The following is an 11786-nucleotide window of genomic DNA, read 5'->3' on the forward strand; positions in this document are numbered from 1 at the left end:
TTGCCGCCCGTCGCCGCGGCGCCTTCGCGCGCCGCGCCGAAACCGGCCGCTGCGGGTTTCGGTCCCGCCGGGCGCGTCGGTTTGCGGGCCGACGGGCTGCCGGAACGCACAGGGGCGCGTTCGGACGAAGCCGGCCGCGGATGCTTGGCTGTTAACTTGGTTCGCATGAAATCTCACACTGCGATCGCGCGCAGCAACTCGGTTTCGACCTGAATTTGCAGGCGGTTGTCCGACAGGCCGTGCCCTTCGAGCAGAAACACGTCCTCGACGCGTTCGCCGAGCGTATTGATCCGCGCCGAGGCGACGCCGACCCGGTGCTCGGCCAGCACGCGCGCGATCGAATAAAGAAGGCCCGGCCGGTCGTTCGCCGACACGGACAGGATGTAGTATTGGCCGCGCTCGTCGGCCCGCAGGTCGACGCGCGGCGTGATCGGGAAGGTGCGCGACAGGCGCGAGAGCCGGCCTTTCGACGGCCCCGGCAGCAGCGTGCCGTGGCCCGCGAGCCGCGCGGTCAGTTCCTGCTCGACCAGATTGGCGATGTCGCGGTAGTGCACGTCCTCTTCGGTGTGCGCGACGAGGAAGTTGTCGAGCGCATAGCCGTGACGCGTCGTGCTCACGCGCGCATCGAGCACCGACAGGCCGTTGCGGTCGAAATACGCGCAGATGCCCGCGAACAGATCGGGCTGGTCCTTCACGTAGACGAGCACCTGCAAAGCCTCGCCGATCGGCGACGGCCGTGCGCGCACGAGCGGCGTCGGCGTTTCGACGTGACGGTACAGCACGCGCGTCTGCCATGCGATATCGGCCGCGTCGTGGCGCAGGAAGTAGCCGACGTCGAGCTTGTCCCACAGCGCGCGTTGCGCGCCTTCCGGCACGGTTTCGAGACGCAGCAGCGCAAGCGCTTCTTCCTGCCGCGACTTCAGTTCCGAATGCGCATCGGGCCGCGCGCCGCCGAGCACGGCGAGCGTGGCGCGGTAGAGGTCTTCGAGCAGCTTGCCTTTCCACGTATTCCAGACCTTCGGGCTGGTGCCGCGGATATCGGCCACGGTCAGCAGATAGAGCGCGGTGAGGCGCCGCTCGGTGCCGACCAGTTCGGCAAAGCGCTTGATCACTTCGGGGTCGCTCGTGTCCTGCTTTTGCGCGACCTGGCTCATCGTCAGATGCTGCTGCACGAGCCAGACGACCAGGTTCTCGTCCTCGCCGTCGATCTCGTGCTGACGGCAGAAGCGCCGCGCGTCGACCATGCCGAGCGTCGAGTGATCGCCGCCGCGGCCCTTGGCGATGTCGTGAAACAGCGCCGCCACGTACAGCACCCACGGCCGGTCGAAGTTCGCGATCAACTGGCTGCAGAACGGATATTCGTGCACGTGCTCGGCGACCGCGAAGCGGCGCAGATTGCGCAGCACCATCAGGATGTGCTGATCGACCGTGTAGACGTGATAGAGGTCATGCTGCATCTGCCCGACGATGCGGCGGAAATTCAGCAGATAGCGCCCGAGCACGCTGGTCTGGTTCATGAGCCGCAGCGCGTGCGTGATGCCGGCCGGCTGCTGGAGGATCGCCATGAAGAGCCGGCGGTTTTCAAGATCGCGCCGCCAGTGCTGGTCCATCACGTCGCGCGCGTTGTAGATCGCGCGCAGCGTGCGCGCCGACAGGCCCTTCACGCCGGGCGTCTGCTCGTACAGCAGGAACGCTTCGAGGATCGAGTTCGGCTCGCGCTGGAACACGTCGTCGGCGGCGATTTCGAGCATGCCCTGTTTTTCGACGAAGCGCGCCGACAGCACGCGCGTGATGCCGCTCGTGCTCGGGAACAACTGCGCCTCGACGTTCTGGATCAGGATCGTTGCGAGTTGCGTGACGGCCTTCGCGGCCCAGTAGTAGCGGCGCATCAGCTGTTCGCTCGCGCGCTTGGTCGCGGTCGGCTTGTAGCCGAAGCTTTCGGCGACGGGCGTCTGCAGGTCGAACACGAGAATGTCCTGGCGGCGCCCGGCGGTCACGTGCAGCCGGGCGCGCAGCGCCTTCAGGAAGCCCTCGTTGCGGCGCAGCTCGCGCGCCTCGCGCTCGGTGATAAGCCCGCGCGCTTCGAGTTCGCGCCAGCTGCTGCCGAAGCCGGCCGCCCGCGTGATCCACAGGATCAGCTGCAGGTCGCGCAGCCCGCCCGGGCTCTCCTTGATGTTCGGTTCGAGCGCGTAGGGCGTGTCCTGAAATTTCGCGTGGCGCTGGCGCATTTCGAGCACCTTCGCCGTGAAGAACGCCTTCGGGTCGAGCGCTTCGCGGTAGCGCGCCGCGAAGTCGTCGAACAGCGCGGCGCTGCCGGTGATGCGCCGCGCTTCGAGCAGCGAGGTGCGCACGGTGACGTCGTTGGCCGCTTCCTCGAGGCATTGCGACACGCTGCGCACGCTGCTGCCGAGTTCGAGCCCGAGGTCCCACGCGAGGCTGATGAAGCGTTCGATACGTGCTTCGGCATGTTCGAGCGGCGCGTCGGGCAGCAAGACCAGAATGTCGATGTCGGAATGCGGCGCCAGCTCGCCGCGTCCATAGCCGCCGACCGCGACGAGCGCGAACTCGCCGGGCAGCTCGCAGGTCTCCCAGGCGGCGCGCAGCGAGCCGTCGGTGGCGCGCGCGAGGGCGGCCATCAGCGCGTCGACGTTGGTGGCCGTCCGGAAGCGCTCCAGCAACTGGGCTTTGGCCACTTTGTAGTCCGCCTTGAGCGACGTGGCATGGGATGGGGTGACGGCTGGAACGCTGCTCATTGGCGGGCGGCGGTGAGGGCGGGCCCGCTCAGGCGGTCGCGGCGACGACGGGCGGCCGCGCGGGCGTGCCGGCCGACACGGTCAGCACGTCGTAGCCGGTTTCCGTGACGAGCACCGTGTGTTCCCACTGCGCCGACAGGCTGCGGTCCTTGGTCTTGACGGTCCACTGGTCGGGCATCGTGCGGATGTCGCGGCGGCCCGCGTTGATCATCGGCTCGATCGTGAAGATCATGCCGGCCTGCAGTTCGATGCCGGTGCCGGGGCGGCCGTAGTGCAGGATCTGCGGGTCTTCGTGGAACACCGTGCCGATGCCGTGGCCGCAATATTCGCGCACCACGCTGTAGCCGAGGCCTTCGGCGTGCTTCTGGATCGCATAGCCGATGTCGCCGAGATGCGCGCCGGGGCGCACCTGGTCGATGCCGAGCCACATGCATTCGAAGGTGGCCTGCACGAGGCGCTTCGCCATGATCGAGCCTTCGCCGACGATGAACATGCGGCTCGTGTCGCCGAAATAGCCTTCCTTGATGACGGTGATGTCGATGTTGAGCGCGTCACCGTTCTTGAGCGCCTTGTCGCCCGGAATGCCGTGGCAGATCACGTCGTTGACGGAAATGCAGGTGGCTTTCGGATAGGGCGGGTAGCCGGGCGGCTGGTAATTGAGCGGCGCGGGAACGGTGCCCTGTTCCTTCAGCATGTATTCGTGACAGAGGCGGTCGAGTTCGCCCGTCGTGACGCCGGCCTTGACGAACGGCGTGATGTAGTCGAGCACTTCGCTGGCGAGCCGGCAAGCGACGCGCATCTGTGCGATATCGTGGTCGTTTTTGAGGGTAATAGCCATAAGTCGGGCCTGAAATGCGATTTATTGCGGGATTATCGCACCATATTCCGGCTGCCGCAGGCTTTTGCAAGCGGGCGGGGCGTTTTGCGGGCGCCCAGTGCGATCTTCCGCCGATGGGCGGCGAGGCTGGCGGCGGCCATCGGCGCGGGTTGAGTCGGTCGATAGTCGCGTGCTATAATCTTCGGCTAAGTCGATCCACGCCCAGTTTTTTATTGCATTGACGCGAGTCATGTGAATGATGCAAATAAGGGTGGGGCGGGAAAGGTTTCTCGCGGCGCTGGTTGCTTGTGCCGCGGGTGAGAAAGTAGTTAGTTAGTGCAAAAGCAGTGCAGGCAACTCATTCGCAAGCCGGCGCATCCAGGGTGTCGCCGCGTTCCAGCCGGAAGAAGGCGGGCGCGGCCGATACGGCAGCCGGCTTAAGACCCAACCCTCGTGGAGAATTTCATGGCAGTTACGATGCGTCAAATGCTGGAAGCCGGTGTCCATTTCGGCCACCAAACGCGCTTCTGGAACCCGAAGATGGCCCCCTTCATTTTCGGTCATCGCAACAAGATTCACATCATCAACCTCGAAAAGACGCTGCCGATGTACAACGACGCGCTGAAGTACGCGCGTCAGCTGGCATCGAACCGCGGCACGATCCTGTTCGTCGGCACGAAGCGTCAATCGCGCGACACGATCGCCCAGGAAGCGCAGCGCGCCGGTATGCCGTTCGTCAACGCGCGCTGGCTCGGCGGCATGCTGACCAACTTCAAGACGCTGAAGGTTTCGATCAAGCGCCTGAAGGACATGGAAGCGGCGCTGGAAGCCGGTGAAACCGAGCGCATGAGCAAGAAGGAAGCGCTGCTGTTCGAACGCGAAATGGCCAAGCTGCAAAAGTCGATCGGCGGCGTGAAGGACATGGGCGGCATTCCGGACGCGATTTTCGTCGTCGACGTCGGCTACCACAAGATTGCCGTGACCGAAGCGAACAAGCTCGGCATTCCGGTTATCGCCGTGGTCGATACGAACCACTCGCCGGAAGGCGTGGACTACGTGATCCCGGGTAACGACGACGCCAGCAAGGCCGTCGCACTGTACGCGGCTGGCGTGGCCGACGCGATCCTCGAAGGCCGTGCGAACGCGGTCAACGAAGTGGTCCAGGCTGCCCGCGGCGGTGACGGCGACGAGTTCGTCGAGGTCAACGGAGAAGCGTAAAGCTGCCCCGTGTCCGGCAAAAAAGGGGGCTTCTTACAGGCCCCCTTTTTTTAAGCCGCGACGCCTGTAACAAGCGTTGTAACAGGCATCTGGCAGAGTGCTTCAGGCGGCGCCTCGCGCGTCGCTCGCAAAAATTCGCGAAAACGCTGAAACGAATTCCTGCCGCCGGCATCGAAATGCGGGCGGCGTGTGACAGACAGAACCCAAGGAGCAAATGATGGCGGCAATTACCGCAAGCATGGTTGCAGAACTGCGCGCAAAGACCGACGCGCCGATGATGGAATGCAAGAAGGCACTGACGGAAGCCGACGGCGATCTGGCGCGCGCTGAAGAGCTGCTGCGCGTGAAGCTCGGCAACAAGGCGAGCAAGGCGGCATCGCGCGTGACGGCTGAAGGCGTCGTCGCCTCGTTCATCAACGGCAACGCTGGTTCGCTCGTCGAACTGAACTGCGAAACCGACTTCGTTTCGAAGAACGACGACTTCCTCGCTTTCTCGAAGAAGGTTGCGGAACTGGTCGCAACGCAGAACCCGGCTGACGTCGCCGCGCTGTCGGCACTGCCGCTCGACGGCTCGACCGTCGACGCGGTGCGCCTCGCGCTGGTCGGCAAGATCGGCGAAAACCTGTCGATCCGCCGCTTCGAGCGCTTCGATACCGCCAACAAGCTGGCCTCGTATCTGCACGGCACGCGCATCGGCGTGCTGGTCGAGTACACCGGCGCGGACGAGCAGGTCGGCAAGGATGTCGCTATGCACATCGCCGCCATGAAGCCGGTTTCGCTGTCGTCGAATGACGTGCCGGCGGACCTGATCGCCAAGGAACGCAGCATCGCTGAGCAGAAGGCCGCCGAATCGGGCAAGCCGGCTGAAATCGTCGCGAAGATGGTCGACGGTAGCGTGCAGAAGTACCTGAAGGAAGTGTCGCTGCTGAACCAGACGTTCGTGAAGAACGACAAGCAGACGATCGAACAGATGCTGAAGGCGGCGAATTCGAGCGTGCAGAAGTTCGCGCTGTTCGTGGTCGGCGAAGGCATCGAGAAAAAGCAGGACGACTTCGCCGCGGAAGTGGCCGCCCAGGTCGCTGCTGCAAAGCAACAATAAGCCTTACCTAAGCTTCATAGCCGTACCGTTGGACCCGCGGCGAAGCAGGACTTCGCCGCGCTCGGCGGCGCCGCAAGGCCGTGCACGGGTTGACCCCCGCCGCGCGGCCGCCGCCGGCGAACCCTAGGGTTCGTCAATTTGGCGGCGCTTGCCCGAATCAGCGTTTCACCCCTACATTAGTCCCTTGTTGTTGCCCTGTTCTGCGCGATCTGGATACCTCTATGCCCACTGCCTATAAACGCGTCCTGCTCAAACTCTCCGGTGAAGCTCTGATGGGCGACGATGCCTTCGGCATCAATCGCGCGACCATCGAACGAATGGTGGCGGACGTGGCCGAAGTGGTTCGTCTCGGAACGCAGCTGGCCGTGGTGATCGGCGGCGGCAATATTTTCCGTGGCGTCGCCGGCGGCGCGGCGGGCATGGACCGCGCGACGGCCGACTACATGGGCATGCTGGCCACGATGATGAACGCGCTGGCGCTGCAGGACGCGATGCGCCACGCCGGTATCGAGGCGCGCGTGCAGTCGGCGTTGCGCATGGATCAGGTCGTCGAGCCGTACATCCGGCCCCGCGCGATCCGCCAGCTCGAGGAAGGCAGGGTCGTGATCTTCGCGGCCGGCACCGGCAACCCGTTCTTCACGACCGACACGGCGGCCGCGCTGCGCGGCTCGGAAATCGGCGCGGAAGTGGTGCTGAAGGCCACCAAGGTGGACGGTGTCTATTCGGCCGATCCGAAGAAGGATCCGAGCGCGACCCGTTACACCACGATCAGCTTCGACGAAGCGATCGGCCGCAATCTGCAGGTGATGGACGCGACGGCATTCGCGCTGTGCCGCGACCAGAAGCTGCCGATCCGCGTGTTTTCGATCGTCAAGCCGGGTGCGCTCAAGCGCATCGTACAAGGTGAGGACGAGGGCACCCTCGTCCACGTGTAAACTTCGTTTTACGTTACGTGGGCTTTGACGCGAGCCCGGGCCGCCGCATCGCGCGTGCCGGGCGGCTCGCACCGTTTTGAAGGTTCGGAGGTTTAAAAATGTCTGTGGCTGATATCAGGAAGGGCGCGGAGCAGAAGATGCAGCGCTCGATCGACGCGTTCAAGAACGACCTGTCGAAGATCCGCACGGGCCGTGCGCACACGGGCCTGCTCGATCATATCCAGTGCGACTACTATGGCTCGCCGGTGCCGATTTCGCAGGTTGCGAACCTCACGCTGATCGACGCGCGTACGATTGGCGTGCAGCCGTGGGAAAAGAAGATGGTCCAGGTCGTCGAAAAGGCGATCCGCGAGTCGGACCTGGGTCTGAACCCGGCCACTCACGGCGACGTGATCCGCGTGCCGATGCCTGCGCTGACCGAAGAGCGCCGCCGCGAACTGACCAAGGTCGTGCGCAGCGAAGCGGAAACCGCCAAGGTGGCCGTGCGCAATCTGCGCCGTGACGCCAACGAGCAACTGAAGAAGCTCGTCAAGGACAAGGAAATTTCCGAAGACGACGAGCGCCGCGCGGGTGACGACGTCCAGAAGCTGACGGACAAGTTCGTCGCCGAAATCGACAAGCTCGTCACGACGAAAGAAGCCGAGATCATGACGGTCTGACGCCGTTCGGCTCAGTCCCTTCTGGTTTCCACTTCTTTACTGGCATTACTGTCCCGACGGCCATGACCTATACCAGCTCAACCGTGCGCGTGCCTGAAGTCGCCGCGGTGCCGCGACATATCGCGATCATCATGGATGGCAACGGCCGTTGGGCCACCAAGCGGCGTCTGCCGCGCGTGGCGGGCCATACGCGCGGCGTCGACGCGGTGCGCTCGGCCGTCGAGGCGTGCGCGCAGCGGGGCGTCGAATATCTGACGCTGTTCGCCTTCAGTTCGGAGAACTGGCGCCGCCCGAACGAAGAGGTGTCGTTCCTGATGCGCCTCTTCGTCACCGCGCTCGAGCGCGAGATCGGCAAGCTGCACGCGAATGGCATCCGCCTGCGCGTGGTCGGCGATCTCGAGCGTTTCGACGTGAGAATTCGCGACCTGATCAGGCGCGCGGAAACCAAGACCGCGCGCAACACCCGTCTCACGCTGACCATCGCCGCGAACTACGGCGGCCGCTGGGACATCATGCAGGCCACCCGCAAGCTCGCCGAGCAGTCGGCGGCGGCGGGCAAGCCGGTCGAGGTGAACGAAGACTCGTTCGCCGAGCATCTGTCGATGGCCTACGCGCCCGAGCCCGATCTCTTCATCCGTACCGGCGGCGAGCGCCGCGTCAGCAATTTCCTGCTGTGGCAGCTGGCCTACACCGAGTTCTATTTCACCGACACGTTCTGGCCGGATTTCGACGCCGACGCGCTCGCTCATGCCATCGCCTCGTACGGCGATCGCGAGCGCCGCTTCGGCCGTACCAGCGCCCAGCTCGAGCCGCAATCGCAGAACGTCGATTCGCTTCCATGCTAAAGACCCGTGTCATCACGGCGATCGTCCTGCTGGCCGTGTTCCTGCCTGTCACGCTGTTCGCGCCGGTCGGCGCGTTCGGCGCGCTGATCGCTTTCGTCGTCGTGTTCGCCGCGTGGGAGTGGGCGCGCCTGCTCAAGGTCGGCGGCGCCGGCCCGGTGGTCTACGCGCTGCTGGCGGCGCTCGCGCTGGTCGCGAGCACGCGGCTCGGCACGGGCATCGCGGAGGCCCGTTCGCTTTTCAAGGCCGCCGCGATCTTCTGGGTGATCGCCGGTCCGTTCGTGCTGCTGCGCAAGCCCGCGCTCGCGCAGGGCGCATGGCGCACCTTTCTGTTTCTTGCCGGCATTGTCGGATTCGTCGCGTGCTGGCATGCTCTCGTCGCCGCACGCATGCAAGGCGTGCCGTTCGTGCTGTCGCTGCTGCTGCTGGTATGGCTCGCCGATATCGGCGCATACTTCTCGGGAAAGGCTTTCGGGAAACACAAGCTGGCGCCGGCCATCAGTCCGGGTAAAACCTGGGAGGGCGCGATCGGCGGCTGGCTGCTGGTCATGATCGTCGCGGCGGCGGCGGTCTTTTTGCACGCGTTCGAGCCAACCCTGTATTCTGCGCTGCTGGCGCAATGGGGCGCCGTGCGCACCGTGCTCGCACTGACCTTGCTGGTGGCCTTCAGCGTGGTCGGCGACCTGTTCGAATCGATGCTGAAGCGCCAGGCCGGCGTGAAGGACTCGAGCGGTTTGCTGCCGGGCCACGGCGGCGTGCTCGACCGCATCGACGCATTATTGCCGGTGCTGCCGCTTGCCATGCTGCTGCTCGGCTAGAGAAAGAGATATGCAAAAACGTCTGACATTGCTCGGTTCCACGGGCTCGATTGGAGACAGTACGCTCGACGTCGTCGCGCGCCATCCCGAGCGTTTTTCGATTTACGCGCTGTCCGCGCATCGCAACGGCGACAAGCTCGTCGAGCAATGCTTGCGCTTTGCGCCCGAAGTGGCGGTGGTCGGCGATGCCGACACGGCCGCCAAGGTCGCCGCGCGGCTGCGCGAAGCGGGCAGCAGGACCGAGGTCGCCTACGGGCCGCAAGCGCTCGTCGACGTCGCAAAGAGCGACGGTTGCGATACGGTGGTGGCGGCGATCGTCGGCGCGGCCGGTCTCGCGCCGAGCCTTGCCGCGGCGCGCGCGGGCAAGCGCATCCTGCTGGCGAACAAGGAAGCGCTGGTGATGTCCGGCGCGATCTTCATGGACGCGGTGCGCGACCACGGCGCGGTGCTGCTGCCGGTCGACAGCGAACACAACGCGATTTTCCAATGCCTCCCGCACGAGGCATCGCAGCATGGCGGCGTCTCGAAGATCATCCTGACCGCGTCGGGCGGGCCGTTCCGCACGCGCGAGCGGGCCACGCTCGTCGACGTGACGCCTGACGAAGCCTGCAAGCACCCGAACTGGGTGATGGGCCGCAAGATTTCGGTCGATTCGGCCACGATGATGAACAAGGGTCTCGAAGTGATCGAGGCGCATTGGCTGTTCAACCTGCCGGGCGAGCGCATCGAGGTGCTGATCCATCCGCAGAGCGTGATCCATTCGCTCGTGTCGTACGTGGACGGCTCGGTGCTCGCGCAACTCGGCAACCCCGACATGCGCACGCCGATCGCGCATGCGCTCGCGTTCCCCGAGCGCGTCGATTCGGGCGTCGCGCAGCTCGATCTCGCCCAGATCGCCTCGCTGTCGTTCGAAAAACCCGACTACGCGCGCTTCCCGTGCCTCGCGCTCGCGATGAAGGCGCTCGCGGAGGGCGGCATCGCCAGCGCCGCGCTCAATGCCGCGAACGAGATCGCGGTGGAAGCGTTCCTCGCGCGCCGCATCGGCTTCATGGCGATCGCCGAAGTGGTCGACTCGGTGCTTTCCGCGTTGCCGAACCGCAGCGCGCACGCGCTCGACGACGTCATCGAGGCGGACGCCGCCGCGCGCCGCGCCGCGGCCGCATTCATCGCGCGCCTGCCCGATGGCGCCCGTCGCACGGAACGCGCCGTCCAGTGAGGCGTTCATGAACCTGCTGATCGAACTGCTCGCTTTCGCGGTTGCGATTGGCGTACTCGTGGTGGTCCACGAGTACGGGCATTACAGCGTCGCGCGTTTGTGCGGCGTGAAGGTGCTGCGTTTTTCGATCGGCTTCGGCAAGCCGCTGGTCCAGTGGGTGAGCCCGAAGACGGGCACCGAGTGGACGATTGCCGCGTTGCCGCTCGGCGGTTACGTGAAGATGCTCGACGAGCGCGAGACGGGCGCTGCGGCGATTCCCGCCGCGGATTTACCGCATGCGTTCAACCGGCAGTCGGTGTGGCGGCGCTTTGCGATCGTCGCGGCGGGGCCGGTCGCCAATTTCCTGCTCGCCATCGTCCTGTTTGCGCTGGTGTTCGCCACCGGCGTGACGGAACCGTCGGCCGTGCTCGCGACGCCCGCGCCGAATACGCCGGCCGCACTGGCCGGCTTCGAGGGCGGCGAGACGATCGTCGGCGTGCGCGCGGACGGCGCCGATCAGACCGAGCCGGTGCGCTCCTGGTCGGATCTGCGCTGGAAGCTGCTCGGCGCCGCGTTCGATCACAAGCACATCGTGCTCGTCGCGAAGGACGCGCACGGCACGTCCGATTTCCCGATGGACCTGCGCGGCCTCGCCGAGAAGGACGTCGACGACGATTTCATGTCGCACCTCGGCTTCGAGCCCGGCGGCGGCAAGCTTACGGTGGCCGGTATCCAGGCGGGCAGCGCGGCGCAGAAGGCCGGGCTCGTCACGGGCGACCGGCTGCGCGCGATCGACGGCACGCCGGCCGATAATGCCGCGGCCTTCATCGCTTATGTAAAATCGCACGCCGGCGAACCGCTCAGGCTGCAGGTGGAGCGCGGCGGCCGCGGCGGTCATGCGGCGGGCACCCTCGACGAGCTCAGTATCGTGCCGCAGTTGCAGCGCGACGCGGCGACCGGCCAGCAGATCGGCCGCATCGGCGCCGAACTGGCGACCCAGGTGCCGTCGATCGAGGTGCGCTACGGGCCGCTCGAAAGCCTGCGGCTCGGCGCGCGCCGCACGTGGGACCTCGCGGTGTACTCGGTGCGCATGTTCGGGCGGATGATCGTCGGCGAGGCGTCGCTGAAGAACCTGTCGGGTCCCGTGACGATCGCCGACTACGCGGGAAAGAGCGCGCGTCTGGGGCCTTCGGCGTTCCTGTCGTTCCTCGCCCTTGTCAGCATCAGTCTCGGTGTGCTGAACCTGCTACCGATTCCGGTATTGGACGGGGGGCATCTGTTATATTATTTGGTTGAAGCTGTAACCGGTAAAGTTGTCTCTGATCGTTGGCAACTCGTTTTTCAGAGGGCGGGTCTCGCCTGCATCGTCGCGCTGTCGGCGATTGCGCTGTTCAACGATCTGGCTCGTTTAATCCATTTTTAAAGTGTCCGGCGGCGTTCTCGAGGGCGG

General features: G+C 65.3%; 10 protein-coding genes and 1 pseudogene. 8 read left to right on the top strand and 3 right to left on the bottom strand.

Annotation, left to right across the window (positions count from 1 at the left end):
* From G3N58_RS34210 to map, 3 genes and pseudogenes are all read right to left on the bottom strand, one after another.
* A pseudogene (locus G3N58_RS34210) lies at positions 1 to 167 on the bottom strand (pseudouridine synthase); the annotation flags it as partial.
* A gap of 6 nt (positions 168 to 173) precedes the next feature.
* Positions 174 to 2753 (bottom strand): [protein-PII] uridylyltransferase, encoded by a 2580-nt coding sequence (locus tag G3N58_RS18355; protein ID WP_205999865.1) that lies wholly within the window; start codon positions 2751 to 2753, stop codon positions 174 to 176.
* 28 nt (positions 2754 to 2781) lie between these two features.
* Positions 2782 to 3591 (bottom strand): type I methionyl aminopeptidase, encoded by an 810-nt coding sequence (map, locus tag G3N58_RS18360; protein ID WP_205999866.1) that lies wholly within the window; start codon positions 3589 to 3591, stop codon positions 2782 to 2784.
* A 444-nt stretch (positions 3592 to 4035) separates the two neighbouring features.
* Here map and rpsB point away from each other — a divergent pair, with 444 nt between their 5' ends.
* The 8 genes from rpsB to rseP all read left to right on the top strand — a co-directional run bounded on the left by rpsB (position 4036) and on the right by rseP (position 11759).
* Complete coding sequence (gene rpsB, locus G3N58_RS18365) at positions 4036 to 4788, top strand: 30S ribosomal protein S2 (RefSeq protein ID WP_167045255.1); 753 nt, start codon at positions 4036 to 4038, stop codon at positions 4786 to 4788.
* A 217-nt stretch (positions 4789 to 5005) separates the two neighbouring features.
* Positions 5006 to 5887, top strand: a complete 882-nt coding sequence (gene tsf, locus G3N58_RS18370; protein WP_167282722.1) for a translation elongation factor Ts — start codon at positions 5006 to 5008, stop codon at positions 5885 to 5887.
* A 221-nt stretch (positions 5888 to 6108) separates the two neighbouring features.
* A complete protein-coding gene (gene pyrH / locus G3N58_RS18375; protein ID WP_074764243.1) occupies positions 6109 to 6822 on the top strand; it encodes a UMP kinase in 714 nt (237 codons plus the stop codon).
* Positions 6823 to 6920: 98 nt separating this feature from the next.
* Positions 6921 to 7481: a ribosome recycling factor gene (gene frr, locus G3N58_RS18380; RefSeq protein ID WP_013089702.1), complete on the top strand. Its 561-nt coding sequence runs from the start codon at positions 6921 to 6923 to the stop codon at positions 7479 to 7481.
* Between the two features lie 62 nt (positions 7482 to 7543).
* A complete protein-coding gene (gene uppS / locus G3N58_RS18385; protein WP_167045258.1) occupies positions 7544 to 8326 on the top strand; it encodes a polyprenyl diphosphate synthase in 783 nt (260 codons plus the stop codon).
* Positions 8320 to 9141 (top strand): phosphatidate cytidylyltransferase, encoded by an 822-nt coding sequence (locus G3N58_RS18390; protein ID WP_167045261.1) that lies wholly within the window; start codon positions 8320 to 8322, stop codon positions 9139 to 9141. Before uppS ends, G3N58_RS18390 begins: the two co-directional genes overlap by 7 nt.
* 10 nt (positions 9142 to 9151) lie before the next feature.
* Positions 9152 to 10357 carry a 1-deoxy-D-xylulose-5-phosphate reductoisomerase gene (locus G3N58_RS18395; protein WP_167045264.1) on the top strand — a complete coding sequence of 402 codons (1206 nt, stop codon included), beginning with the start codon at positions 9152 to 9154 and terminating at the stop codon, positions 10355 to 10357.
* A 7-nt stretch (positions 10358 to 10364) separates the two neighbouring features.
* A complete protein-coding gene (gene rseP / locus G3N58_RS18400) occupies positions 10365 to 11759 on the top strand; it encodes an RIP metalloprotease RseP (RefSeq protein WP_167045267.1) in 1395 nt (464 codons plus the stop codon).
* Positions 11760 to 11786 lie beyond the last annotated feature (27 nt).

It is taken from the genome of Paraburkholderia sp. Ac-20342, assembly GCF_017104985.1.
Classification (GTDB): domain Bacteria; phylum Pseudomonadota; class Gammaproteobacteria; order Burkholderiales; family Burkholderiaceae; genus Paraburkholderia.

Bases quoted from the DNA above. Each gene is read 5' to 3' on its own strand.
- tsf (WP_167282722.1), top strand. From the start codon at position 5,006: ATGGCGGCAATTACCGCAAGCATGGTTGCAGAACTGCGCGCAAAGACC.
- pyrH (WP_074764243.1), top strand. From the start codon at position 6,109: ATGCCCACTGCCTATAAACGCGTCCTGCTCAAACTCTCCGGTGAAGCT.
- rseP (WP_167045267.1), top strand. From the start codon at position 10,365: ATGAACCTGCTGATCGAACTGCTCGCTTTCGCGGTTGCGATTGGCGTA.
- rpsB (WP_167045255.1), top strand. From the start codon at position 4,036: ATGGCAGTTACGATGCGTCAAATGCTGGAAGCCGGTGTCCATTTCGGC.
- G3N58_RS18390 (WP_167045261.1), top strand. From the start codon at position 8,320: ATGCTAAAGACCCGTGTCATCACGGCGATCGTCCTGCTGGCCGTGTTC.
- frr (WP_013089702.1), top strand. From the start codon at position 6,921: ATGTCTGTGGCTGATATCAGGAAGGGCGCGGAGCAGAAGATGCAGCGC.
- G3N58_RS18395 (WP_167045264.1), top strand. From the start codon at position 9,152: ATGCAAAAACGTCTGACATTGCTCGGTTCCACGGGCTCGATTGGAGAC.
- map (WP_205999866.1), bottom strand. From the start codon at position 3,591: ATGGCTATTACCCTCAAAAACGACCACGATATCGCACAGATGCGCGTC.
- G3N58_RS18355 (WP_205999865.1), bottom strand. From the start codon at position 2,753: ATGAGCAGCGTTCCAGCCGTCACCCCATCCCATGCCACGTCGCTCAAG.
- uppS (WP_167045258.1), top strand. From the start codon at position 7,544: ATGACCTATACCAGCTCAACCGTGCGCGTGCCTGAAGTCGCCGCGGTG.